The organism is Delftia acidovorans NBRC 14950, assembly GCF_001598795.1.
GTDB classification, from domain to species: Bacteria; Pseudomonadota; Gammaproteobacteria; order Burkholderiales; family Burkholderiaceae_C; genus Comamonas; species Comamonas acidovorans.
In genome coordinates, this window is record NZ_BCZP01000001.1 from 143,273 (window position 1) to 169,263 (window position 25,991).

General features: G+C 66.1%; 18 protein-coding genes. 10 read left to right on the forward strand and 8 right to left on the reverse strand.

Annotated elements, in window-relative coordinates:
- Positions 1-50 precede the first annotated feature (50 nt).
- The 6 genes from tfpB to DA1_RS00645 all read left to right on the forward strand — a co-directional run bounded on the left by tfpB (position 51) and on the right by DA1_RS00645 (position 9,423).
- Positions 51-1,853, forward strand: a complete 1,803-nt coding sequence (gene tfpB / locus DA1_RS00620) for a type IV pilus assembly ATPase TfpB (protein WP_034396817.1) — start codon at positions 51-53, stop codon at positions 1,851-1,853.
- Between the two features lie 207 nt (positions 1,854-2,060).
- Positions 2,061-2,549, forward strand: coding sequence for a tripartite tricarboxylate transporter TctB family protein (locus DA1_RS00625; protein WP_013800891.1), 489 nt, complete (start codon positions 2,061-2,063; stop codon positions 2,547-2,549).
- Positions 2,550-2,564: 15 nt separating this feature from the next.
- Positions 2,565-4,076: a tripartite tricarboxylate transporter permease gene (locus DA1_RS00630; RefSeq protein ID WP_034396815.1), complete on the forward strand. Its 1,512-nt coding sequence runs from the start codon at positions 2,565-2,567 to the stop codon at positions 4,074-4,076.
- A gap of 154 nt (positions 4,077-4,230) precedes the next feature.
- Entirely contained in the window at positions 4,231-5,547 is a 1,317-nt protein-coding gene (locus DA1_RS00635) for a DUF3422 family protein (RefSeq protein WP_034396814.1), read from the forward strand.
- A gap of 141 nt (positions 5,548-5,688) precedes the next feature.
- Positions 5,689-6,486: an SDR family oxidoreductase gene (locus tag DA1_RS00640; protein ID WP_013800893.1), complete on the forward strand. Its 798-nt coding sequence runs from the start codon at positions 5,689-5,691 to the stop codon at positions 6,484-6,486.
- 186 nt (positions 6,487-6,672) lie between these two features.
- Positions 6,673-9,423 carry a bifunctional diguanylate cyclase/phosphodiesterase gene (locus tag DA1_RS00645; RefSeq protein WP_034396812.1) on the forward strand — a complete coding sequence of 917 codons (2,751 nt, stop codon included), beginning with the start codon at positions 6,673-6,675 and terminating at the stop codon, positions 9,421-9,423.
- On the opposite strand, the gene DA1_RS00650 is transcribed toward DA1_RS00645, so the two are convergent.
- Positions 9,398-10,300 (reverse strand): DMT family transporter, encoded by a 903-nt coding sequence (locus tag DA1_RS00650; protein WP_034396810.1) that lies wholly within the window; start codon positions 10,298-10,300, stop codon positions 9,398-9,400. The genes DA1_RS00645 and DA1_RS00650 overlap by 26 nt on opposite strands.
- A gap of 136 nt (positions 10,301-10,436) precedes the next feature.
- Here DA1_RS00650 and DA1_RS00655 point away from each other — a divergent pair, with 136 nt between their 5' ends.
- Positions 10,437-11,417, forward strand: coding sequence for a quinone oxidoreductase family protein (locus DA1_RS00655; RefSeq protein ID WP_034396808.1), 981 nt, complete (start codon positions 10,437-10,439; stop codon positions 11,415-11,417).
- On the forward strand, positions 11,414-12,247 hold the full coding sequence (locus DA1_RS00660) for an NUDIX hydrolase (RefSeq protein WP_034396806.1): 834 nt from the start codon (positions 11,414-11,416) through the stop codon (positions 12,245-12,247). The genes DA1_RS00655 and DA1_RS00660 overlap by 4 nt, the downstream gene beginning before the upstream one ends.
- A gap of 6 nt (positions 12,248-12,253) precedes the next feature.
- Here the strand turns inward: DA1_RS00660 and DA1_RS00665 are convergent, their stop codons facing one another.
- The 4 genes from DA1_RS00665 to DA1_RS00680 all read right to left on the reverse strand — a co-directional run bounded on the left by DA1_RS00665 (position 12,254) and on the right by DA1_RS00680 (position 18,728).
- Positions 12,254-13,918 carry a Na/Pi cotransporter family protein gene (locus DA1_RS00665; protein WP_013800898.1) on the reverse strand — a complete coding sequence of 555 codons (1,665 nt, stop codon included), beginning with the start codon at positions 13,916-13,918 and terminating at the stop codon, positions 12,254-12,256.
- Positions 13,919-14,181: 263 nt separating this feature from the next.
- The gene (gene lspA / locus DA1_RS00670) at positions 14,182-14,697 is read right to left on the reverse strand and encodes a signal peptidase II (RefSeq protein ID WP_012207183.1); all 516 of its coding nucleotides are present in this window, start codon (positions 14,695-14,697) and stop codon (positions 14,182-14,184) included.
- 20 nt (positions 14,698-14,717) lie between these two features.
- A complete protein-coding gene (ileS, locus tag DA1_RS00675) occupies positions 14,718-17,573 on the reverse strand; it encodes an isoleucine--tRNA ligase (RefSeq protein WP_034396804.1) in 2,856 nt (951 codons plus the stop codon).
- A gap of 105 nt (positions 17,574-17,678) precedes the next feature.
- On the reverse strand, positions 17,679-18,728 hold the full coding sequence (locus DA1_RS00680) for a bifunctional riboflavin kinase/FAD synthetase (protein ID WP_034396801.1): 1,050 nt from the start codon (positions 18,726-18,728) through the stop codon (positions 17,679-17,681).
- 157 nt (positions 18,729-18,885) lie between these two features.
- Here DA1_RS00680 and DA1_RS00685 point away from each other — a divergent pair, with 157 nt between their 5' ends.
- The gene (locus DA1_RS00685; RefSeq protein WP_034396800.1) at positions 18,886-19,494 is read left to right on the forward strand and encodes an HNH endonuclease; all 609 of its coding nucleotides are present in this window, start codon (positions 18,886-18,888) and stop codon (positions 19,492-19,494) included.
- Positions 19,495-19,504: 10 nt separating this feature from the next.
- Here DA1_RS00685 and DA1_RS00690 read toward each other — a convergent pair whose 3' ends face one another.
- From DA1_RS00690 to DA1_RS00700, 3 genes are all read right to left on the reverse strand, one after another.
- Positions 19,505-20,821, reverse strand: a complete 1,317-nt coding sequence (locus DA1_RS00690; RefSeq protein WP_034396798.1) for a tetratricopeptide repeat protein — start codon at positions 20,819-20,821, stop codon at positions 19,505-19,507.
- Between the two features lie 113 nt (positions 20,822-20,934).
- Positions 20,935-23,004 (reverse strand): sensor histidine kinase, encoded by a 2,070-nt coding sequence (locus DA1_RS00695; RefSeq protein ID WP_034396796.1) that lies wholly within the window; start codon positions 23,002-23,004, stop codon positions 20,935-20,937.
- On the reverse strand, positions 22,992-24,971 hold the full coding sequence (locus DA1_RS00700) for a sensor histidine kinase (protein WP_034398915.1): 1,980 nt from the start codon (positions 24,969-24,971) through the stop codon (positions 22,992-22,994). Before DA1_RS00700 ends, DA1_RS00695 begins: the two co-directional genes overlap by 13 nt.
- Before the next feature lie 168 nt (positions 24,972-25,139).
- Here DA1_RS00700 and DA1_RS00705 point away from each other — a divergent pair, with 168 nt between their 5' ends.
- Entirely contained in the window at positions 25,140-25,841 is a 702-nt protein-coding gene (locus DA1_RS00705; RefSeq protein ID WP_013800907.1) for a response regulator transcription factor, read from the forward strand.
- The last annotated feature ends 150 nt before the right edge of the window (positions 25,842-25,991 follow it).

A 25,991-nucleotide genomic window follows, 5' to 3' on the forward strand; every position in this document is an offset into this window, starting at 1 on the left:
GCGGCCGGCAGGCTTACCATAGGGCGCAGTTCAGCTTCCGGCCCAACGCCATGTCCGATCCGACCTCCACCACGCAGCCCAAACCCGCCGTTGTTCCAAGCAATCCTTCGGGGCCCCTGGACTGGCGCAGGCTGGTGCAGTGGCTGCTGGCCGATGGCGTGATCACGGCCGAAGAGGCCCAGCGCACCGTGGCGCGCTGCTCGCAGGCCGAGAGCACCCAGCACCCGCTGGTCCGGCTGGCCAACGTGGGCGTGGCCCGCGCCGGTGACGGGCGCGCGCTGGACATCGAGGAGCTGACCCAGTACCTGGCAACCCGCAGCGGCATGGCCTACCTGCGCATCGACCCGCTGCGCGTGGATGCGGGCCGCGTCGGCGAAATCATGAGCGCCAGCTATGCCGAGCGCCACAAGGTGCTGCCCGTGCAGGTATCGCCGCAGGAAGTGGTGGTGGCCACGGCCGAGCCCTTCATCGACGACTGGGTGGCCGAGGTCGAGCGCCAGGCGCGCCGCAAGGTGCGCCGCGTGCTGGCCAGTCCCCTGGACCTCAAGCGCTACACGGGCGAATTCTTTGCGCTGGCCAAATCGGTGCGCGCAGCCGAGAAGGCGGGCGGCGCCGCCAGCGCGGCCAGTTTCGAGCAGCTGGTGGAGCTGGGCAACAGCAGCAAGCAGCTCGACGCCAACGACCAGGGCGTGGTGCGCGTGGTGGACTGGCTGTGGCAATACTCCTTCGACCAGCGCGCCAGCGACATCCACATGGAGCCCCGGCGCGAGCAGGGCGTGATCCGTTTTCGCATCGACGGCGTGCTCCACCCGGTCTACCAAGTGCCCATGGGCGTGCTCAATGCCATGGTCTCGCGCGTGAAGCTGCTGGGGCGCATGGACGTGGTGGAAAAGCGCCGCCCGCAGGATGGCCGCATCAAGACCCGCAACCCGCGCGGTGACGAGGTGGAAATGCGCCTGTCCACGCTGCCCACGGCCTTTGGCGAGAAGCTGGTGATGCGGATCTTCGATCCCGACAACACGGTCAAGGACCTGGATGCACTGGGCTTCACCAGCCATGACGCCCAGCGCTGGAACGAGCTGGTGCGCCGCCCGCACGGCATCATCCTCGTGACCGGGCCCACGGGCTCGGGCAAGACCACCACGCTGTACTCCACGCTCAAGCGCGTGGCCACGGAGGCGGTCAATGTCAGCACCGTGGAAGACCCGATCGAAATGATCGAGCCCAGCTTCAACCAGACCCAGGTGCAGCCGCAGCTGGACTTCGGCTTCACCGAGGGACTGCGCTCGCTGATGCGCCAGGACCCGGACATCATCATGGTGGGCGAAATCCGCGACCTGGCCACCGCCGAAATGGCCGTGCAGGCCGCGCTGACCGGCCACCTGGTGTTCTCCACGCTGCACACCAACGATGCGCCCAGCGCCGTGAGCCGGCTGATGGAGCTGGGCGTGCCGCCCTACCTGATCAATGCCACGCTGCTCGGTGTGCTGGCCCAGCGCCTGGTGCGCACGCTGTGCCCGCAGTGCAAGCAGCGCGACGAGGAGACCTCGGCCGCCACGCTGGCCGAGGCCGTGCGGCCCTGGAAACTGTCAGGCAGCTACCAGCCCTACAAGCCCGTGGGCTGCGTGGAGTGCCGCATGACGGGCTTTCGCGGGCGCATGGGGCTGTACGAGCTGCTGACCGTGAGCGAGGCGCTCAAGCAGCAGGTCCACACCTCGCCTTCCATGGATGCGCTGCGCCGCCAGGCCGTGCAGGACGGCATGCGCCCGCTGCGCCTGGCAGGTGCCCTGCGCGTGGCCGAAGGCGTGACCACGCTGGACGAGGTCATGGCCAGCACGCCCTTGCTGGGATGATGGGCAGGCGATTGGTGGGTTGAAGCGTGAGTGCCTGCTCTGGCGCAGGCCTTTGCCACGGATGGATCGGGTGCCCCCTGCTGGCACCCTTTTTCATTCATGCGGGTAGGACATGAGGGTATGCCCTTTGTAGGTGGAATCCACATCCAGACACAGTTTTTCTGAACGCAAAATCGCCGGGTCGTGATTCCGTAAGGAGACATTCTCGTGAAAATCAAGAGTCAGAAAGACTTTTTTTCGGGCGTGATGTTTTTGGTTATCGGCCTCGCTTTTGCGATCGGCGCTACCAACTACACCGTCGGCACCGGTGCCCGCATGGGCCCGGGCTACTTCCCGCTGATCCTGGGTGTGCTGATGTCCATTCTGGGCACGGCCATCTGCTTCACCGGCCTGACCAAGGGTCCTTCGGGCGGTGACAAGATCGGCAAGTGGGCGTGGAAGCAAGTGTTCTTCGTCCTGGCTGCGAACTTCGCGTTCGGCGTACTGCTGGTCGGCGTTCCCAATCTGGGCATTCCCCAGTTCGGTCTGATCGTCGCCATCTACGCGCTGGTGTTCATCGCCAGCCTGGGCGGCCATAGCTTCAAGTTCAAGGAAGTGGCAATTCTGTCCACCGTCCTTGCTGTGGGCAGCTATGTGGCCTTCGTGTGGGCACTGAATCTTCAGTTCCCCGTCTGGCCCAGCTTCATCACCGGCTAAGCAGGAGCATCGTCCGTGGAACTTTTTCAGAACCTGGCGACCGGCTTCGGCGTCGCCTTCACTTTCCAGAACCTGATCTACTGCTTCGTCGGCTGTCTGCTCGGTACGCTCATCGGCGTGCTTCCAGGCATCGGCCCCGTGGCAACGATCGCCATGTTGCTGCCAGCAACCTACGCCCTGCCTCCGGTGGCGGCGCTGATCATGCTGGCCGGTATCTACTACGGTGCGCAGTACGGTGGCTCGACCACCGCCATTTTGGTGAACCTGCCTGGTGAATCCTCGTCCGTGGTGACCGTGATCGACGGCTACCAGATGGCAAGAAAGGGGCGAGCGGGACCCGCTCTCGCTGCCGCAGGCATAGGCTCGTTCTTCGCAGGTTGCGTGGGCACCGTGATCCTGGCCGCCTTCGCGCCTCCGCTGACGGAAGTCGCCTTCAAGTTCGGCCCTGCCGAGTACTTCTCGCTGATGACCCTGGGCCTGATCGGCGCCGTGGTGCTGGCTTCGGGCTCGCTGCTCAAGGCCATTGCCATGATCGTGCTGGGCCTGCTGCTGGGCATGGTCGGCACCGACGTGAACTCCGGCGTTGCCCGCTACAGCTTCGACATTCCCGAGCTGACCGACGGTATCGACTTCGTCGTGATTGCCATGGGTGTGTTCGGCTACGGCGAAATCATTGCCAACCTGTCCAAGCCTGAAGACGAGCGCGAAGTGTTCGCCGCCAAGGTGACGGGCCTGTTGCCCACGAAGGAAGACTTCAAGCACATGATTCCGGCCATGCTGCGCGGCACGGCCCTGGGTTCTGCCCTGGGTATCCTGCCCGGTGGCGGTGCCATGCTGTCGGCCTTTGCTGCCTACACGATCGAGAAGAAGACCAAGCTCAAGCCGGGCGAAGTCCCCTTCGGCCAAGGCAACATCCGCGGCGTGTGCGCTCCCGAGTCGGCCAACAACGCCGGCTCGCAGACCTCCTTCATTCCGCTGCTGACGCTGGGCATTCCGCCCAACGCCGTGATGGCGCTGATGGTGGGCGCGATGACCATCCACAACATCCAGCCGGGCCCGCAGGTGATGACCAGCAACCCCGAGCTGTTCTGGGGCCTGATCGCCTCGATGTGGATCGGCAACCTGATGCTGATCGTGCTGAACCTGCCGCTGATCGGCATCTGGATCAAGCTGCTGACCGTGCCTTACCGCTGGCTGTTCCCGTCCATCGTGCTGTTCTGCGCGATCGGCGTGTACGGTACCAACAACAACACCTGGGACGTGTGGATGGTGGGTATCTTCGGCTTCGTGGGCTATGTGTTCCACAAGCTGGGCACCGAACCGGCTCCCTTGCTACTGGGCTTCATCCTGGGCCCGATGATGGAAGAGAACCTGCGCCGGGCGCTGCTGCTGTCGCGTGGCGACTGGAGCGTGTTCGTGACCCGTCCGATCTCGGCCGGCCTGCTGCTCGCCGCCGTGGTGCTGCTGGTGGTGGTGCTGATGCCTGCAGTGAAGAACAAGCGCGAAGAAGCATTCGTAGAGGATTGATCGCCTCAGCGTTGCAACCATGTTGCTTGACGGCCCTTCGGGGCCGTTTTTTTTGTTATCAACAAGCGATCCCGGTGGAAAGCTGTTGATCCCGGATGCCTGGGAGCCGACGCGCCCGTGACTGCACAATAGCGCGCAGTCTTTCGAGGTCACGATGTCCCCACTACTGTCATCCCAGCACCCGCAGCGCGTGCTGCTGCACAACGAGATCCACGCCCGCCCCGCCGAGGAGATGCAGGCACCGCTGGCCATCACCCATGTGGTGATGCTCACCGATGCGGCCCAGCGCGAGGCCAGCCGCGCCCATGTGGCCACCCTGCTGCGCAACCACCACCTGCCGCCGCCCGATGCGGCGACCACACATGTGCTGATCGACCTGGGCGCCTTTCACCTGCGCTGGGAACTGCACACGGAGTTCGTTTGCTGGACCTTCAGCAAGCCCATGTCGCAGGCCGGCATGGACGATGTGCGCGAGCCCGAAGCCGCCATCGACTATGTGCCTCGCGACTGGCTGGCTGCCTTGCCCGGCCAGTGCCTGAGCGGCCTGCACCTGTGGGCCTTGCAGGAGCAGGCAATCAATGAGCCGCATCTGGTGCGCCACCTGCTGCAGGAAGACACGCTGGTGGGTGCGCGCGTGGCCGGAGATGCGGGCAAGGTCTACACCGACTTCGCCATCCATGCCGATGGCTTCTCACGCATGCTGCTGCTGGCCGGCGAGTCATTGTCGCCACGCCGCCTGGGGCGGCTGGTGCAGCGGCTGCTGGAGATCGAGACCTACCGCATGGCGGCCCTGCTGGGTCTGCCGGCAGCCCGCCAGGCCGCTGCCGTACTGGCCACGGCCGAGCGGGATCTTGCGGCCCTGGCCCATTCCATCCGTCTTGCCGACCGCGATGCCGAGCCGGCACTGCTGGATCGGCTGACACGCCTGGCCGGGCAGGTGGAGAGCGAATACGCCACCACGCATTCGCGCTTTTCCGCCAGCGCGGCCTATTTCGAACTGGTGGACAAGCGCATTCAGGACATCCAGGAATCGCGCATCGACGGCATACAGACCATCCGCGAGTTCATGGACCGGCGCCTGACGCCGGCGCGCAGCACCTGCGAATGGGCAGCGCGCCGGCAGAACGCGCTGTCCGAGCGCGTCTCGCGCGTCAGCAGCCTGCTGCGCACGCGGGTGGAGATCGAGCAGCAGCAAAGCAGCCAGCAGTTGCTGGGCGCCATGAACCAGCGCCAGGACATGCAGTTGAAGTTGCAGTCCACGGTGGAAGGCCTGTCCGTGGCCGCCATCACCTACTACTTCACGGGCCTGATCAGCTACCTGGCCAAGGGCGCCAAGACGCTGGGCTGGCCTTGGTCGCCGGAGAGCACGGCCGCCGTCGCCATTCCCGTGGTGGCGCTGGGTGTGTGGTGGTCGCTGCGCAGGCTGCACCACAGGCTGTTCCGTGGCCAGCACGGCGGCGGCACGCACTGAAGGCGGCACCAGGGTGCCGGCCCGTGCGCCGGCAAGTTCACGTTTTCTCACGTTTGGCGTGAAAGCATCGAAGCCTCGCGCACAATGTGCGCTGCCGTTCTGCAAGGATCGAGCAAGGCTTTTTTTGTTCAGGAGTGAGACATGGATCTGGGAATCGCGGGCAAGTGGGCCCTGGTATGTGGCGCCAGCAAGGGCCTGGGCTTTGGCTGTGCCAAGGCGCTGGCGCAAGAGGGCGTGAACCTGGTGATCAATGCGCGCAATCCCGAGGCCCTGCAGGAGGCTGCGGCCAGCCTCGCCGCCCTGGCGCCGCAGGTGAAGGTGCTGGCCGTGGCGGCCGACATCACCACCGAGGAAGGCCGCGCCGCCGTGCTGTCGGCAGCCGGTGGCCCGGGCGTGGATTTCGACATCGTCGTCACCAATGCCGGCGGCCCGCCGCCCGGTGATTTCCGCGACTGGGACCGCGCGGCCTGGCTCAAGGCCGTGGACGCCAACATGCTCACGCCCATCGAGCTGATCAAGGCCACGGTGGACGGCATGGCGGCGCGCGGATTCGGCCGCATCGTCAACATCACCTCCAGCGCCGTGAAGGCGCCCATCGACATCCTGGGCCTGTCCAATGGCGCGCGCAGCGGCCTCACGGGCTTTGTGGCGGGCCTGGCGCGCAGCGGCATCGCGGCCAAGGGCGTGACCATCAACAACCTGCTGCCCGGCAAGTTCGACACCGATCGCCTGCGCACCACCTTCACGGCCGCCGCCAACAAGAGCGGCAAGAGCCTGGACGATGTGCGCCTGGTGCAGCAATCCCAGGTGCCGGCCCGCCGCTTCGGCACGCCCGATGAATTCGGCGCCATCTGCGCCTTCCTGTGCAGCGCGCACGCAGGCTACATGACGGGTCAGAACATCCTGCCCGACGGCGGCCTGTACGCAGGAACCTTCTGATGCGCCGGTGCACTGCCTCCATGAACGGGTCCAGGGCCGGCAAGGCCCGGGAAATGGTCCCTTGCATGGTTGCGCAGTGCCGAGCGGTCCATGGGCAGGTGCAGCCTTGACAGTCCCGTTCCTGCATCGTGGCCAGCGGCCTTGCCGCAGCCTGCCCATTTCAAACGCCATGCAGGGAGCCCGGAGATGACGGGCCAGCCCCATCAGACGGACTGGGCGGCGGCCGACCCCGTCCGCGCGCCCGGCCCGGCAGCGGCCGCAAGCCCTGCGGGCATGCGCCATACCCTGGCGCTGATGCTGGTGCTGCTGACGGTGGCCCTGGCGGCCGCCATGGTCTGGCTGCTCAGCGGCATGCGGACCACGGCGCAGGAAGAAGCTTCGCTGCGCCTGGTGCGCTTTGTGCTGGGCACCGAGGCGGCCATCAGCCGCAGCCTGGAATCCCTGGATGCCCTGGCGCTGGGCGTGGACGAACTGCTGGGTTCGCGCAACCCCGCATCGGCATCGCAGCCGCAACTGCAGGAAATGCTGCACACCATGGTGCGGCAGAACACGCTGGCGCAGCGCGCCTCGGTGCACGATATCCAGGGCCGGGAACTGGCCGCTTCGGGCGATGGCCCGGTCATCGATCTGCCTGCGCAGGCCTGGGAGCGCCTGGCGGGCCAAAGCCGCTCCGAATTGCTGGCAAGTCCACCCTCCGTCGCGCCGCAGGTGCCGGGTGGCGAGCGCATGCTGTACCTTGTGCGGCCCCTGAGCCGGGCAGAGCAGGGCGGCTATGTGCTGATGCAGGTGCCGGCTGCGGCGCTGGGCGCCGTGCTGGCCCAGGGCGGTGTGCTGGACGGCCTGGAGGTCACGCTGGAACAGGGCAGCGGCGAGCTGCTGCTGTCCATGCCCCAGTATGGCGATGTCGCCGCTGTGCGGCTGCTGCCGACGACGTCGCAGCTGCCGTCCAGCGGCGTCATGCACATGGCCGCACGCCTGAGCCGCGTGCCCGCCCTGGTGGCTGCGCATCCGCTGCCCAAGGGACATCTGTGGGTCACGGCCAGCCTGCCCATGTCCTCCGTGCTGGCAGGCTGGCGCGTGGCTGCCTGGCTGATGGTGCTGGCCGTGATGATCTTCGGCGTGCTGCTGGCCGTGCTGGGCTGGACCGTGCACCGCTACATGGACCGCCTGAATGCCGCGCGGCGCCAGGCCCAGCGGTCCGAGCAGTGGCTGGACCAGGCGCTGGACAGCATGGTCAGCGGCTTTCTGCTGCTGGATTCGCAGCAGCGCGTGCTGCGCTGGAACCGCTGCTACGAGGAAATGTTCCCCTGGCACGCGGACCAGCTGGAGCCTGGGCGGCCCCTGCAATCGCTGCTCGATTCCTGCCCCAGCGCCGTGGGTCTGGCGGCGGCGCCGGCGCAGGCCGACGAGGCCAAGGACCTGCACCGCCAACTGGTGCTGCGGCCTGGCGTGCCCTTTGAGCAGCAACTGCCCAGCGGCCGCTTTGTCCAGATGACGGCACGGCTGGCCGCCGAGGACGGCGTGGTCATCACCTACAACGATGTCACCGATATCCGGCTGGCAACGGCCGAGATCGAGAGCCTGGCCTTCTACGATCCGCTGACCAGCCTGCCCAATCGCCGCCTGCTGCTGGACCGCCTGGCCCAGGCCACGGTGCTGGCCGCACGCGAAGGCTGGACCGGGGCGCTGCTGTTCCTGGACCTGGACCAGTTCAAGATGCTCAACGACACGCTGGGCCACGAAGTGGGCGACCAGTTGCTGCAGCAGGTGGCGCACCGCCTGCGCAGCGCCGTGCGATCTTCGGACACGGTGGCGCGCCTTGGGGGGGATGAGTTCGTGGTCATGCTCTGCGAGCTGTCGCACGAGCCTGCCGAGGCGGCCACGCTGGCCCAGCGCATTGGCGAGAAGATCCTGGCGCGGCTCAACCAGTCCTATGTGCTGGGCGCCCACCTGCACCGCAGCGCCTGCAGCATTGGCGCCACGCTGTTCGGCCGCCAGCCGCAGTCGGCGGCCGAGCTGCTCAAGCAGGCCGACATCGCCATGTACCAGATCAAGGCGCGCAACGGCAGCGGCCTGTGCTTCTTCGATCCGCAGATGCAGGTGGAAATCCACCAGCGCGTGCGCATGGAAGGCGACCTGCGCCAGGCCCTGGCGCAGTCCCAGTTCGAGCTGCACTACCAGCCCCAGTTCACGCTGGCCGGCGAGGTCATAGGTGCCGAAGCCCTGCTGCGCTGGCGCCACCCCGAACGCGGCCTGGTGCCGCCCGGCATGTTCATTGCCGTGGCCGAGGAAAGCGAGATCATCGTGCCGCTGGGCATGTGGGTGATCCGCACGGCCTGCGAGCAACTGGCGATCTGGCAAAAGGATGCGCGGCTGCGCCATCTGCAGGTGGCCGTGAATGTCAGTGCCCGCCAGTTCCGGCACCAGGACTTTGCCTCCCAGGTCATCGAGCAGGTGCGCAATGCCGGCATTGCGCCCCATCTGCTCAAGCTGGAGCTGACCGAGTCGCTGGTGATCGAGAATGTGCAGGAGTCCATCGACAAGATGAAGCAGCTGCGCAGCCATGGCGTGTGCTTTTCCATGGACGACTTCGGCACCGGTCACTCCTCGCTGACCTATCTCACCCAGCTGCCGCTGAACCAGCTCAAGATCGACCAGTCCTTCGTGCGCCACCTGGGCTTGCGCCATACCGATGACGTGATCGTGCAGACCATCATCGGCATGGCGCGCAACCTGAACCTGGATGTGATCGCCGAAGGCGTGGAGACCCTGGAGCAGCGCGCCCTGCTCGCGCATTACGGCTGCGAATACTTCCAGGGCTACCTGTTCAGCCCGCCCGTGCCCATACGCGCGTTCGAGCAGCTGCTGGCCAAGGTGCCCGTGCGCACCGTGGCGCATGGCCTGCCAAAGGCTACGCCCGGCGCGAAGACACCATGATGCCGCCCACGATGAGCGCGAAGGCCAGCCCGTGGTACAGCTGCGGCGTCTGGCCCAGCAGCGGAATGGACAGCAGGGCGGTGAACAGGGGCATCAGATTGCCGAAGAAGCCCGCCACCGCAGGGCTGCTGCGCTGCACGCCCAGGCCCCAGAAGCGATAGGCCAGGATGGCCGGCCCGACGGCGATGAACAGCAGGGCGCCCAGCAGCGGCCACCCTGCCTGAAGGTGAAACCGTCCCGATGCAGCCTCCAGTCCCGTGAACAGGCCGGACCACATCACGCCGAAGACCATCTGTGCCAGCAGAAAGCCCGACCAGTCCGCGCGCAGCTGTCCTGACACGCTGGTCCTGGACAGCAGCCACGTATAGAAGGCCCACAGGATCGTGGCCAGCACCATGAACAGGTCGCCCGGCACCAGCTGCAGCTGGCGCAGCACCTGCGGATCGCCGCGCGACAGCACCACGGCCACGCCCAGCACCGACAGCGCGGCCCCCAGCAACTGGCGGCGGCTCACGGCAATGCCCCAGCAGATGCGGCCCACGGCCAGCATCCACACCGGCATGCTGGAGCCGACCAGGGTGGCATTCAGCGGCGTCGATGTTTTCAGCGCCAGGTACAGCAGGGCGTTGTAGCAGCCGATGCCCAGCAATCCCAGCAGCGCGAACTGGCGCCACTGCGGCCAGACGGCGCTGTCCCGGCGCAGCACCCATCCGGCCAGCGGCAGCAGCAGCATGAAGGCAATGGCCCAGCGCAGGAAATTCAGCGCGAAGGGCGAGATCAGGTCATGGACCATGCGGCCCACGATGGCATTGCCGGCCCACAGCAGCGGCGGCAGCGTCAGGATGGCGGCGGTGGAGGGCTTCAGCGGCTGGCTCATCGGGATCATCCGGCTTTCGGGCTCGCCACTATAGGCGTTGCGCGCTCTTTGCGCCGACCATGCGTTGCCGTCTTCCGCGAGGCGGGCCGAAACATGGCACGATGCCGCTCTTGTCGCTTTTTGCAGGAGTGCTCCCATGGGTATTGCAGTGCAGATCCGCCACAACGGCGGCCCCGAAGTCCTGGAGCTGGTGCAGGTCGCCGTGGGCGAGCCCGGGCCAGGCGAGGTACGCATACGCCACCATGCGGTGGGCCTGAACTTCATCGATGTGTACCAGCGCTCCGGCCTGTACTCGCTGCCCATGCCCTTGAGCCTGGGCATGGAAGGCGCAGGCGTGGTTGAAGCCGTGGGGGCCGGCGTGGAGCATCTGGGCGTGGGCGATCGCGTGGCCTATGCGAGCAATCCGCCGGGCAGCTACAGCGAAGTGCGCGTCATGCCCGCCATGTGCGTGTGCCGCCTGCCCGATGCCATTGCGTTCGAGACGGCCGCCGCCATGATGCTCAAGGGCCTGACCGCGCAGTACCTGCTCAAGAAATGCATTCCGGTCGAGGGCCTGGCACCGGGTGATGCCGTGCTGTTCCATGCGGCGGCCGGTGGCGTGGGCCTGATCGCCTGCCAATGGGCCAGGGCCCTGGGCCTGCAGCTCATCGCCACTGCGGGCTCGGACGAGAAGTGCGCGCTGGCACTGGCCAACGGTGCAGCCCATGCCATCAACTACCGCAGCGAGAACTTCGCCGAGCGCGTGCAGGAGATCACGGGCGGCCAGGGTGTGAAGGTGGTCTACGACAGCGTGGGCAAGGACACCTGGGAAGGCTCGCTGGCCTGCCTGCGGCGCTTCGGCCTGTTGGTGAGCTTCGGCAACGCCTCGGGCCCCGTGGCGCCTTTCGCTCCTGCCGTGCTGGCGGCCAAGTCGCTGTATGTGACGCGCCAGACCCTGTTCTCCCACATCACCAGCCGCGAGGCCACACAGGCGATGGCCGACGATTTGTTCGCCGTGGTGGAAAGCGGTGCCGTGAAGATCCATATCGACCAGCGCTATCCGCTGGCCGAGGTTCGCCAGGCCCACCTGGACCTGGAGGCGCGCAAGACCACGGGCTCCACCATCCTGCTGCCATGAGTGTGCAAAAGCGCCTGACTGACCCGGCTGACCCGGCCGTGAAGGCCTGGCTGTGCCGCCTGCGCGCCGACACGCGCCAGCCCGCGCTGCAGCCGCGCCGGCCGTTGCTGGTGGCGGGGCAGGAAACAGGTTCGATGGAAGACGGCCTGGCCGCGCTGCTGCCGGACGATGTGATGCAAGCCCACGGCGTGGCACTGCGCCTGCAGGCCGGCCAATGGCATCTGCAAGGCCAGGGCGATGCCACGGTCCTGCTCAACGCCCTGGCCCGGGTGCTGCGTGCCACGGGCCACAGCGGCCCCTGGCGCGATGAGCAACTGGCCGTGTGCAACGTCCAGGGCCAGCGCATTGCCACCGTGGAGCGCGGCGCCGTGCGCCCGCTGGGCATTGCCACCCAGGCCGTGCATTTGGTGGGCGAGACAGCCGATGGCCGCATCTGGGTGCAGCAGCGCGCCGACAACAAGCCCACCAACCCCGGCATGTGGGACACGCTGATGGGCGGCATGGTGGCCGCGTGCGATACCGTGGCCGAGGCCGTGGAGCGTGAAACCTGGGAAGAGGCCGGCCTGCGCGTGGCCGAGCTGCAGGGCCTGCGCCATGGCGGCCATGTGCTGTTCGAGCGCCCCAGTGACGAGGCCGAGGGCCGGGGCTTCATGCGCGAGCGCATCGACTGGTTCAGCGCCACCGTGCCGCCGGCGCTGGAGCCCGGCAACCAGGATGGCGAGGTCCAGGCTTTTGCGCTGATCGAGCGCAACCAGCTCGTCGAATGGCTGCTGCAGGGCCGCTTCACGCCCGAGGCCGCCCAGGTGCTGGCGGCCTGGCTGGGCTGGTGAAACGCTTCAGCGCGCCGTCTTGTTCAGTGCCGATTCCTTGAGCCGGCTGGGCGCCAGGGCGCCGGCCGATTCGAGGATGGGGTAGGCCACCGAGCACAGCAGCGAGTTGATGCGCTTGAGGTCGCTGATCAGGTCGATGTGCAGCGAGCTGGTCTCTATGCTGGAGACGGTGTTGTCGGACAGGCGAGCCAGGTGGGTGGCCGAGTAGGCCAGCTCCAGGTCGCGGAAACGCGCCTTTTCCTCCAGCAGCTTCTGCGCCTCGCGCACATTGCCGTTGAGGAACACGCTCATCGCCAGGCGCAGGTTGTCCAGCAGGTGGTGCAGCAGCTCGCGGATCTCCTGCGTGCCGGCCTCGGAGAACTGGCGGCCCTTTTTGATCTTCTTGTCCTCGATGTCCAGCAGCACGCGCTCGATGATGTCGCCGATCTGCTCCATGTTGATGGTGAAGCTGATGATTTCCGTCCAGCGCTGGCCCTCGCGCTCGTCCAGTTCGGCGCGCGAGATCTTGGTCATGTAGTACTTGATGGCCGAGTACAGATCGTCCACCGTGCCTTCAAGCTCGCGCAGCTCCTGGGACAGCTTGAGGTCGTCGGTCTCCAGTACCCGCTGCATGCCGATCAGCATGGACTCGACCATGTCGGCCTGGTGCAGGGCCTCGCGCGCGGCGCAGGAAATGGCCAGCGATGGCGTGCTCAGCGCCGACGGGTCCAGGTGGCGCGGGCGCAGCAGGCTGGTGGAGCTGGCCTCGGGCTTGGGCAGCAGGGCCGTCACCCAGCGCGCCACGGTCTGCGTGAGGCCGATGAAGCACAGGCTGTTGAAGATATTGAAGGCCAGGTGGAACAGCACGATGTTCTGACCCTTGCCGTCGATCATCGGCATCACGTAGGTGGCCCACAGCCCCAGGAAGGGCGCCACGATGGCCACCCCCATGATCTTGAACAGCATGTTGCCGATGGTGACCTGGCGCACTTCGGTGCTGGACTTGGCCGTGGTCAGCACGGCCACCAGGCCGCTGCCGATATTGGCGCCCAGCGTCAGGCCCAGCGCCACTTCCATGGGAATCGCGCCCGAGCTGGCCATGGCCGCGATCAGCAGCACGATGGCCAGGCTGGAATAGGCCATCACGGCCAGCAGCGCACCCAGCAGCAACTCCATGAAGATATCGCTGGTGACCGAGCCCAGCAGGGTGCGCACGGCGGGGGCTTCCAGCAGCGGTTCGGTGGCCTCGACCACCAGGCGCAGGGCCAGCAGCATCACGCCCAGCCCGATCAGCACGCGGCCAATGCGCCCGGCCGTGGTGTCCTGGCGTGTGATGAACAGCACCACGCCCACGAAGATGAACAGCGGCGACAGCCAGGACAGGTCGGTGGAGAACAGCACGGCCATCAGCGCCGTGCCCACGTCGGCGCCGCGCATCACGGCCAGCGCGGCCGGCAGCGAGATCAGGCCCTGGCCCACGAAGGCCGAGGTCATCAGCGAGGTGGCCGTGCTCGACTGCACCAGCGCAGTCACACCCAAGCCCGACAGCGCAGCCGAGAAACGGTTGCTCATGCTGTGGGCGAGCAGGTCGCGCAGGTTGGCGCCGAACACCCGCAGCACGCCGGTGCGGACCATGTGCGTGCCCCAGACCAGCAGGGCGATGGCGGCCAGTAGATTGAGTAAGTGCTTCATGTGCTGTGAGCGGAGAAGCGGACCAATATAACCCCGGTCCCGGCTTGCGCGCAGGAGAGTCGGCCGCATGAGCGCACAGTTTGGTGCGAAATAAAGAAAATTGTAGAAATAAAACGAATCAAAAAGAATTTCGGTTGACCAAAAACGCACTCAGGAAAACCCGAGGAGAAAGCCCGTCGGCACGCAGTTGGCGGCAGCCTCCATGAAAAAGCCCCTCGTAGGAGGGGCTGGGCTGGCTGTCGTGGCTTGCGCCGCGGCGGGGATCAGGTTCTTTTGGCCCGCCGTGCGCGCAGCACCTCGTCCAGGATCAGCAGGGCCGCGCCCACGCTGATGGCGATGTCGGCGGCATTGAAGGCCGGAAAGTGCGAACGGCCCCAGTAGAAGTCCAGGAAGTCCACCACGTAGCCGTGCTGCAGGCGGTCCACCACGTTGCCGATGGCGCCGCCCAGGATGCTGGCCAGCGAGAAGCAAAACAGCTTCTGCCCCGGATGCTTGCGCAACTGCCAGACGATGAGCAGCGTGGCCGCCACGCCGATGCCCACGAACAGCCAGCGCTGCCAGCCGCCCGCTCCGGCCAGGAACGAGAAGGCAGCGCCCGTGTTGTGCGCCCGCACGATGTTGAAGAAGCCCGTGATCGGCGTCCAGTCGCCCAGCTGGTAGGCACCAAGGATCCACTGCTTGGTGAGCTGGTCAATGGCGATGATCGCCAGCGACCAGGCCAGCCAGGGCCAGATGCGGCTGTTGCGGGATTCGGGGACCGCAGCAAAGGTAGGGGTCATGGCAGCGCCTCAGGGGTTGATTACGCCTTGTGGCGCTCTTCGCCAGCGCCGTGCAGGTTGCTGTCGCAACGGCCGCACAGGCTGGGGTGCTCGGGGTTGATGCCCACGTCGGCACGGTAGTGCCAGCAGCGGTCGCACTTGGCATGGCTGCTGGGTGTGACGGCGGCCTGCAGGGCCTCGCCTGCCAGGGCCTCGGCCGCCGAGGTGATGAAGACGAACTTCAGGTCGTCGCCCAGGCTTTGCAGCAGGGCCAGGTCTTCGGGCTGGGCCGAGACAGTGACTTCGGCCTGCAGCGAGGAGCCGACCCGGCCTTCGGTGCGCACGGCCTCGATGTCCTTGTTCACCACGTCGCGGATCTCGCGCAGGCGCGCCCACTTGGCCAGCAGGGCCTCGTCACCGGCCGGCAGGTCGGTGTAGGTCTCCAGGAAGATGGACTCGCTGTCGCCGAAGACCTTCCAGGCCTCCTCGGCCGTGAAGGACAGGAAGGGCGCCATCCAGCGCAGCATGGCATGCGTGATCTGGTGCAGGGCGGTCTGGGCGCTGCGGCGGGCCAGACTCTTGGGCGCGCTGGTGTACAGGCGGTCCTTGAGCACGTCCAGGTAGAAGCCGCCCAGGTCTTCCGAGCAGAACAGCTGCAGCTTGGCCACCACGGGGTGGAATTCATAGACCTTGTAGTGGGCCAGCAGCTCGGCCTGGAACTGGGCGGCGCGCGCCAGGGCCCAGCGGTCGATCTCCAGCAGCTCTTCGGTGGGAACCGAGTCCTGCGCAGCATCGAAGTCGCTGACGTTGGCCAGCAGGAAGCGCAGCGTGTTGCGGATGCGGCGGTAGGCATCCACCACGCGGGCCAGGATCTTGTCGTCGATGCCCAGGTCGCCCGAGTAGTCGGTCGAGGCCACCCACAGGCGGATGATCTCGGCGCCCATCTTGTTGCTCACGTCCTGCGGGGCGACGGTGTTGCCCAGCGACTTGGACATCTTCTTGCCCTGGCCGTCCACGGTGAATCCGTGCGTCAGCAGGCCGCGGTAGGGCGCGCGACCGAAGATGGCCGAGGCCAGCAGCAGCGACGAATGGAACCAGCCGCGGTGCTGGTCATGGCCCTCCAGGTAGAGGTCGGCCTCGGGGCCCTGGTCGTGGTGCATGTCGGCGTGCGTGCCGCGCATCACGTGCCAGAAGGTGGAGCCGGAGTCGAACCAGACTTCGAGGATGTCGGTGCTCTTGGTGTAGTGCACGGCCTCCTCTGCGCCCAGGATGTCCTCGGCCGTCACGCGGCTCCAGGCCTCGATGCCGCCCTGCTCGACCATGGTGGCCGCCTGGTCGATGATCTCCATGGTGCGCGGGTGCAGCTCGCCACTGTCCTTGTGCAGGAAGAAGGGCAGGGGCACGCCCCAGCTGCGCTGGCGCGAGATGCACCAGTCGGGGCGGCCGGCGATCATGTCGCGCAGGCGGGTCTTGCCGTTCTCCGGGTAGAACTGGGTGTGCTCGATGGCTTCCAGTGCGATCTGGCGCAGCGTCTGCGCGGGCTTGTCGCCGGGCTTGGTGAACACGCCCTCGCCCTCGTCCATGCGGATGAACCACTGGGCTGCGGCGCGGTAGATCACGGGCGTCTTGTGGCGCCAGCAGTGCGGGTAGCTGTGGGTGATGGTCTTGGTGTCCATCAGGCGGCCGGCCAGCTTGAGCGCGTCGATGATGACGGGCGTGGCCTTCCAGATGTGCTGGCCACCGAACAGCGGCAGCTCGGGTGCGTAGACGCCGTTGCCCTGTACGGGGCTCAGGATGTCTTCGCGCGTCATGCCGTTGTTCATGCAGCTGTTGAAGTCGTCCACGCCATAGGCGGGGGCCGAGTGCACGATGCCGGTGCCGTCATCGGCCGTGGCGTAGTCGGCCAGGAACACGGGCGAGACGCGGTCGAAGCCCTTGTCCATATCGGCCAGCGGGTGCTTGAACTGCAGGTGGTCCAGCTTGCTGCCCACGGCGGTGGCGACGACCTGGCCTTCGAGCTTCCAGCGTGCCAGACACTTCTCGACCAGGGCCGAGGCCACGATCAGCAGGCCGCGCTCGGTGTCCACCAGGCTGTATTCCAGCTCGGGGTTGACGTTGAGCGCCTGGTTGGCGGGGATGGTCCAGGCCGTCGTCGTCCAGATGACGATGAAGGCTTGCTTGGCCAGCGAGGGCAGGCCGAAGGCGCAAGCCAGCTTCTCAGGCTCGGCCGTGGGGAACATCACGTCCAGCGTCTGGCTTTGCTTGTCGGCGTATTCGATCTCGAACTCGGCCAGCGAGGAGCCGCAGTCAAAGCACCAGTACACGGGCTTGAGGCCGCGGTAGACGAAGCCGCGCTCCATGACGCGCTTCAGGGCGCGCAGCTCGGCGGCCTCGTTGGCGTAGTTCATGGTCTTGTAGGGATGGTCCCAGTCGCCCAGCACGCCCAGGCGCTTGAAGTCCACCATCTGCTGGGCGATCTGCTCGGTGGCGAAGGCGCGGCTCTTGGCCTGCATCTCGTCGCGCGGCAGGTTGCGGCCATGCAGCTTTTCGATGGCGTTCTCGATGGGCAGGCCGTGGCAGTCCCAGCCCGGCACGTACAGCGCGTCGAAGCCTTCGAGCTGGCGGCTCTTGACGATCATGTCCTTGAGCGCCTTGTTCACCGCGTGGCCGATGTGGATCTTGCCGTTGGCGTAGGGCGGGCCGTCATGCAGGATGAACTTGGGCGCACCGTGGCGCGCGTCGCGCAGCTTCTTGTAGAGCCCCTTGTCCTCCCATTCCTGGACCCAGCCCGGCTCGCGCTTGGGCAGGTCGCCGCGCATGGGGAAGGGCGTGTCGGGCATGTTCAGCGTGGCGCGATAGCCCGCATTGGCGTTGGGAGAGACTTTCGAATCAGACATGGAGAACCTTGAAAGCAGGCCAGAGCCCGGACCGTCTGGTCCAGGCACGGAAAAAGGGGAGGAAAGCCTGGTGCGCACCCGCGCCCGGGCAGGTGACGGAGAGCGTCAAATTCGGTCGCGCGTGGTCTGGCGACGGGTCTCGGTGTAGATGGGCGTGTGGATGGTGGCGAAGAACGCGCGCGCGTCATCGCAGTCCTTGGCGATGCCGGCGGTGAGGGCGTCGAGACTGTCGTACTTCAGCTCGTCGTGCAGTTTGTGCAGAAGTTCCACGCGGATGATTTTACCGTAGGCCTCTTCGCCTCCCGGCGCGCCGGGCCAATCGAGGCAATGCGTCTCCAGCAGGACGCGCCCGCCGTTGACATCCGTCGGGTCCAGGGAAGGGCGCACGCCGAGGTTGGCCACGCCGCGCAGCGGTCGTTCATTCAGGCCATGGACCAGCACGGCGAAGATGCCGCTGGCCGCAGGCTTCCAATGGTTGAAGCGCAGGTTCAGCGTGCGAAAGCCGTCGCCCGCGCCTTGGCGGCTCTCGGCCAGGCTGCGGCCCAGCTTGCGGCCGTGCACCACATGGCCGGAGATGGTGTAGGGATGGCCCAGCAGCCGCGCGGCGTCCTGCATGCGCCCCTCGGCCAGGGCTGCGCGCACATGGGTGCTGGACACGCGCAGGCCGTGCACCTCGTAGCTGTTCATGCGGGCCACGTCAAAGCCCTGGCGCTGGCCCGCCGCATCCAGCATGGCGTAGTCGCCCGCACGCTGGGCGCCGAAGCGGAAGTCGTCGCCAACCAGCACGTATTTCGCGCCTAGGCCCGCCACCAGCACTTCGTCGATGAAGGCCTGCGGCGACTGGCTGGCCAGCGTCTGGTTGAAGGGCAGCACCACGGTCTGGTCCACGCCGCAGCGCTCGAGCTCCGACAGCTTGTCGCGCAGCGTGCCTATGCGCGCCGGCGCGATTTCAGGCCGTCCCAGGGTCTGGGCGAAATAGTCGCGCGGATGGGGCTCGAAGGTCAGCACGCAGGTGGGCACGCCGCGCTGTGCAGCTTCGGCCGACAGCAGGGCCAGCATGGCCTGGTGGCCGCGATGGACACCATCGAAATTGCCGATGGTGACGGCACAGGCCGATTCCCGCCCTGGATGGTTGAAGCCTCGAAAAATCTTCATGGGACGCTTTGTTTTCAATAGCGGCTGGCACGCGCGCAGCCAGCTCAGGCTGTCAATCCGACATGGAAACAGAGTATATTGCCTCGATAAGGCCTGCCTTGCAGGCCCTGTGCACTGGCTGCATTCCCGTTCACTTTGGTGTCAGAGGAGGCGTGTCGTGAAGGTCTTGAAGCTGTCGGCCCAAGGGCTGCCCCAATCCTGGATCACGCTGGAGCAGGCGGCGCTGCATTACGCGGCGGACGATGTGCGCTGGGAGTCCGGCGGAGAGGTCGCCTGTTTCCGCGGTGGTCACAATGCCGTCACGGGCTGCCAGTCGGTCATCCACATTAACAGCATCATCGGCACGCGCGGGGCACCTGCCATCAATCCGCACAGCCTGCAGCCCGGCCTGACCAACGGGAAGCTGTTCGCACGCGACCGCTGCATCTGCGCCTATTGCGGCCGGGTCTTTCATGAAAACGACCTCACGCGCGAGCACATCGTGCCCATCTCCGCAGGGGGAGGCCACCAGTGGATGAACCTGGTGACGGCCTGCCGCTCCTGCAATCACCGCAAGGGTGCCCGCACGCCAGAGCAGGCGCGCATGCCGCTGCTCTATACGCCCTATGTACCCAGCCTCTGGGAAGACTTCATCCTGCGCAACCGGCGGATCCTGGCCGATCAGATGGAGTTTCTGCTGCTGCACGTGCCCCGGAGTTCGCGCTGGGCACGGGACGGCTTCGTCGAGGGCGGTGGCGCGCCCACGCACGAGGTGGCGTGGGCTTGATGAAGGCCCGTCAGGCAGCGGTCTTGGTTGCCGTCACGACAAAGCCCTGAACCGGCTCGCCACCTTCCTGGCGCAGCACCAGTTCTTCCGTCGCCACACTGAAACCGGCTTGCTTGCACAGTGCCTCGATATGGCTGCGCTTGTGGGCATAGCGCTGGCTGGATTGGAGGACCAGGTCGGGGCCGTCTTCCGAGGCGGTTTCGCAGGAGAAGATAAGTTCGCCACCCGTCTTTAGAATGCGTGCGGCATTGGGGATGACCAATTGGGGGTCGCCAATGTAGATCAGCACATCGAGCAGGGTCAGTACATCGTATTCATTGGCCGGCGTGTTCTGAAGCGCACCCAACAGGTCCACATTGTGGAAACGGTCATAGACGCCGTGTTTGGCGGCTTCCTCAATCATCTTGAGCGAGCTGTCCACACCGATCAGATAGCCTTGCATCGGACCCAGGAACAGCCCCAGCAGGCCGGTACCGCAGCCCAGATCCAGCAGGTTGAAGTCCTTCTCCGGGTGGCGAGCAATCAATTGCCCTGCAACGATTTTCGGCAGTTGGTAGTTCAGGCCGAGAACCAGATGCCTGTCAAAGCGCTCGGCCATCTCGTCGAACATGGCTTGGTGCATTCCCACCGGAATATGTTGGGGAGTCTCGGCCCGTGCCAGTGCCGCGTAGTAAGCCAGTGTGGCGTCCTGTGGGAATTTTTCCTCAAGGGTACGGATATCGTCCAGGGCCGCTGCGGGTTCGCCGCGTGCGATTTGAACCTTGATGCGCCCCATTTTGTAGACAGGCTGTTCCGGGAATTCATCCACCAGGGCGTTCCAAATCTGAAGTGCCTCGGTGTGTTCTCCCAATTCGCCCAGGTCAGCGGCCAGATGCTGCCGCAGCATGGCATCGTTTGGAAAAAGCTCCAGTCCCCGGCGCAGGTGCAGGACAGCCATTTCATGATTTCCGGCACGGTGCGCGATGTCCACGACGCCCGCAAGCACCTGCGGATTGCGGGGCTCGATGCGCGCCACCTTTTCCGCCATTTCAATGGCGAGATCGAACTGATCGCGACGTGCGCGATAAAGGGCCGTTTCCAGGAGGCCCGGGCCCCACATCGGGGCGAGTTCAACGCAGCGATCGAAAGCCTCTTCGGCTTTGGCCGGGTTGCCGGCCTTTTCTGCCATCAGCCCGGCCAGCATGAAGACACGGGCATCGCCTGGCATCTTGCGATGGGCCTTGTTCAGAGTCAGTGCGGCCTTCTGTAGATCGCCGTTGGAGATCTGCTGGCGAGCCATTTCCAGGTGCTTGCGGTTGATGTCGGCGGGGATGGAAGTAGCGCTCATGGACAGGTGTGTGTTTATGGCCAAGGAGAGGCGGGCGTTGATTGCGGCATGTGCCGGCAGGCCACGCCAGTGGCGAACTTTTCATTATCGTGGATTCTTCGCCCGGCCATGTTTCAAGCTGATGCCTGCAAGGTCTTGGCCTGCGGTGCGGGCAAGGGGCGCGGTGGCAGCGTGAGCGTGAAGCTGGTGCCGCCCTGGGCTGATGGCGCTGCCTGTATGTCGCCGCCATGCAGGCGCGCAATGCGCCGTGCGACCCACAGGCCCAGGCCGAAGCCGCGGGCCTGGTCCGCGCGGTGGCCGCGCTCGAAGCGCTCGAAGATGCGTTGCGCCAGCTCGGGTGCAAGACCCGGGCCCTGGTCGCTGACAGTGAGTTCCAGCTGGCCGTGTTCGTCGGTGCGCGCGCGCACGGCGATTTCTCCGGCCTTGGCGTATTTCACCGCGTTGTCCACGAGGTTGGACAGGGCGATGCGGGTGAGCGTGGAGTCGCACTCCCATGTGGCGGGCGCACTGGCGCTGTCCAGGTTCAGGTGGTGGCGGCGTGACCAGTGCACAAGCTGCGCGGCATCATCGACCAGCTCCATGACGGGAGCGCGGTGCAATTGCAGCCGGAAGGCGGGAGCATCCAGGCGGTCGCTGATCAGGCAGTTGTCCACCAGGGCCGTCAGGCGCCTGCAGGCGCGGCGGATCTGTGCGGCGCGCTCCAGCTGGGAGTCGATGTCGGGCGAGGGAAAGGACAGCTGCTCGGTGGCCGCGCTGTCCACCACGGCCAGCGGCGTGCGGAATTCATGGTTGACCATGTTGAAGAACTGGCGCTGCTCCAGCCGCAGCGTGCGTTCGCTGTGCAGTGCCGCTTGCAGTGCGTTCTGGGCGCGCAGCAGCTCGGCCGTGCGCAGGCGTACACGCTCTTCCAGCGCATGCTCGGACTTGGCAAGGGATTCGAGCAGCTGTGCCTGGCGTGCCATGGATTCCCGGAATTTCTGGATCAGGCCGGCGCCCACGGCCACGGTGATCACGATGTTGACCAGCAAGGTGTTGAGCTGCCAGAACACGCTGGTTTCTATGGTCGGCAGGCTGGTCAGGCCGACATAGGCCGCTGTCACATACAGGCCCATCAGCCCATACATGGTGCTGGGAACCACCATCAACACATGGACCAGATTGGCACGCTCGCGCAGCAGATTGCTCCATGCCACCACGGCGAACAGTGCGCTGATGGCCCAGGGCGCGCCAACCCCTATCCAGGCCCAGTCCTGGTAGCGGCCCAGCGGTATGCTGGGCAGGCACAGCAGCGGGATGATTCCCAGGGCGAGCAAGGCCCGATCCATGCGCCGCCAGCGTGTGTCGCGTGTCAGCAGCTCGCGCATCTGCCAGGCCAGGGCGGCGGGCAGCATCAAGGTGCCCAGGCTGACGCAAAGATGGCCCCAGTGCGCGAGATGGTCGGGCAGCCAGATCTGCAGGTACCCCCGGTCGCTGGCGCCGTGGATCAGCACGGCCATGGCGGCCACGGCCATGGCGGCCAGATTGCGCAGGCGCAGGGCCAGGGCAGCGCCGATGATCAGCAGGGCCAGCATGAGGTTGATGCCCTGATGGATGCCAGAGGCCCATTCCACGGCCGAGAACTGTGTCATCAGGCCGCTGCTGCGCCAGAGCGTGGCGTCCAGCTGCATGGGGCTTGAGGTCTGCACGCGCAGGATGAAGGGCTGGCCCGAGTACAGCGGAAACACCAGCTGCCGAACATGCACGCGCGGTTCGTCGGTGGCCGTATCACCGCTGCTGCGCATGCGCCATGCGCCGTCCACGTGCTGGTAGAGCGCAACGCGGTCCAGATAACTGGGCAGGATTTCCAGCCACAGCGGATCGTGCTCGGGGTCTGCCTTGCCGGCGGCGATGTGAGGCGCCTGCACCTTGAGCCAATACACATCGCGCGTATAGCCCTTGTTCAGCGGTGTATCGAGCAGGGTGAAATCCGTGTCCGGCAGGGTGGCCACCTGGTCGATGGTGAAGCTGCCCTGTGCATCGACGAGCGCCAGCATGGGCAGGTCCGTGCCCAGCTGCAGGCGCTTTGCCGGCAGGGACTGCCAGGCCGGGCTGAGAATGAAGCAGACCACCAGCACCAGAGAAAACACCAGCCAGCCCGGCAGCGCCAGCCGGTTCAGGATACGCAGCAGGTTCAGGATACGCATGGCGAGGCGGGCTGTGTTGCAGCTGTGGCAAGGCCGCTGTCTTCGGGAATGCTGCTGGGCAGCGTCAGCGTGAAGCAGGTGCCGCCGCCCGGGGCTGGCGTGACCTGCACATCGCCGCCATGCATCTGGGCCACGCGCCGGGCCACCCACAGCCCCAGGCCGAAGCCTCGGGTCTGGTCCGAACGCTCTCCGCGCTCGTGCAGCTCGAAGATGCGCTGCGCCAACTCGGGCGCCAGGCCAGGGCCCTCGTCGCTGACGGTGAGTTCCAGCCTGCCCTGTCCGTCCTGGCGGGCGCATACGGCGATTTCTCCGGCCTGGGCGTATTTCACGGCGTTGTCCACGAGGTTGGACAGGGCGATGCGCACCAGGGTGGGATCGCACTCCCAGGAGGCGGGGACGCCCTCAGTCTCCAGCTTCAGATGGTGGCGGCGCGACCAGTGCACGAGCTGCACGGCATCGTCGATCAGGTCCATCACGGGCACCCGGTCGAGCTGCAGCCGGAACGCAGGCGCGTCCAGTCGGTCGCTGACCAAGCAGTTGTCCACCAGGGCCGTGAGGCGCCTGCAGGCGCGGCGGATCTGGGCTGCGCGTTCCAGCTGGGAATCGATATCGGTGGACGGAAAAGTCAGTTGCTCGGTGGCCGCGCTGTCCACCACGGCCAGCGGCGTGCGGAATTCATGGTTGACCATGTTGAAGAACTGGCGCTGCTCCAGCCGCAGCGTGCGTTCGCCATGCAAGGCGGCCTGCAGCGCGTTTTGCGCATGCAGCAGCTCCGCCGTGCGTGTGCGCACCCGTCCTTCCAGCGCATGTTCCGACCGGGCCAGCGACTCCACCAGCTGCGCCTGCCTGCCCATGGAGTTTTGGAATTTCTCGACCAGGCTGGCGCCCACGGCAATGATGATGAGGATGTACAGCAGCAGCGATTCCAGCTGCCAGTACATGCCTGCCTCAATGTCGGAAGACACCAGTCCCGTATAGGCCGCAGCCACGTGGATGCCCATGACCGTGTGCAGCGTGTAGGGAATCAGCACCAGCAGGTTGACGATGCTGGGGCCCTGGCGGAACAGGTTCTGCCAGGCCACCAGCGCACTCAGCAGACTGGCCATCCAGGGCACGCTGACCCCCAGCCAGGCCCATTGCGTGTAGTGCCCCGTCGGTATGCTGAGTACGGCTAGCAGCGGTGCCACGGTCAGCAGCACCAGCATGCGATCGATGCGGCGCCAGGCCGTGCCGCGCGTCAAGGTCTCGCGTGCCTGCCAGGCAAAGGCGGCAGGCAGCAGGAAGACGCCCACGCTCACCCAGACATCCGCATGCGGCGCCCAGGGCTCGGGCAGCCACAGCTGGGCATAGCCGCGCACATTGGCGTTGTGGGTCAGCACCACGAAGGCCAGCAAGGTCATGGCCATCAGGCTGCGCATGCGCAGGGCCAGGGCCGCGCCCGCGATCAGCAGAGTCAGCACCAGGTTCACACCCTGATGCACACCCGATGCCCACTCGACGCTGGACAACCAGGCCATCAGCCCCGTGCTGCGCCAGACCGTGGCGTACAGCTGCATGGCGCTGCTGGTCTCGATGCGCAGCACAAAGGGCTGGCCAGCGCGCAGTGGAAACACCAGCTGGCGCACATGGATGCGCTGAGCCATGGGCACGGTGTCACCGCTTTCCCTCGCCTGCCACAGGCCGTGCGCCTGCTGGTAGAGCGTGACCCTGTCCAGATAGGTGGGCGTGATCTCCAGCCACAGCGCATCGTTGTCGGCCAGCCCGCTTGTGGGCGCAAGCGCAGGCGTGGCAACCCTCACCCAGTAAGCATGGCGGGTATAGCCCTCGTTCAGAGGCGTGCGCCGGGTTTCGAAGGCATCATCGGGCAGGGCCGCGACCTGTTCAATGGTCATGCTGCGGCCCGCATCGGCAAGCACCTGCATGGGCAGGTCCTTGCCCAGACGCAGTCCCCCGTCAGGGGGAGGCATGGTTGCCGGGCTCAGCACGAAAAATGCGAGCAGCCCGAGCGAGACCATGATCCATGCAATAAATGTAAATTTTTGTGTGTTTCTCTGAACTGTGAGCATTCGAGAGTGTTCGTGCATGGCGGCGGACGTTCGCCCCAATGAAAATCCGCGCACCAATAGGCAAACATCATGCAGCAGACACTAGAGCCATCGATCGAGTTCACCGTCGCCGTCGTAGAGGACGACGAGGATATTCGTATCAATGTGTGTCGATTTTTAACAAAGTCTGGCTTGCATGCCTGGGGCACGGATTCTGCAGAAGACTTCTACATAAAGCTACTGCGTGAGAAGGCAGATCTGGTCGTCGTCGACCTGGGCCTGCCCGGCGAGGACGGCCTGAGCCTGGTCAAGCGCCTGGCCGAGCAGGAGATTCCCGTCGTGGTGCTCACGGCACGCGGCGATCTGGACAGCCGCATTGCCGGCCTCAATGCCGGCGCCCTGCAGTACTTCGTCAAGCCCACCGACATGAACGAGCTGGTGGCCGGCATCCGCTCCCAGCTGCGCCGCAACACGGGCCAGCCGGCCCGGGCGGCGGCACCTTTCCTGACTTGGCGCCTTGACCCCCTTTCGGCCTGCATGGTCGCGCCCAACCACCAGATCATCGCCCTGACCAGTCGCGAGCTGGAATTGCTCGGCTGCCTGATGGCAACCCCCGGAACCATGGTGGCCAAGCAGACCTTGATCGAGACCATGGGATACGCCGATGTGGATGACGGCTTCCACCGCATCGAATCGCAACTGACGCGGCTGCGCCGCAAGACCCTGGATATCTCCGGGCTGGCCCTGCCGGTGAGGGCAGTGTTCGGCCGAGGGCTGGTGTTCGTGCCTTAGGCGCCTTTTTCTTCTCCATTTCAGCTTTTTGAACCGCAGCCGTCCGGGCATGCGGAAGGGATTCGTTCGCCCATTTTTTTGCTGCAGAAGCGCGTGCGCGTGCTTGGGCGGCTTGGTGCTGGCTGCGTGCGCAGGCGGACGGCGTGGGCC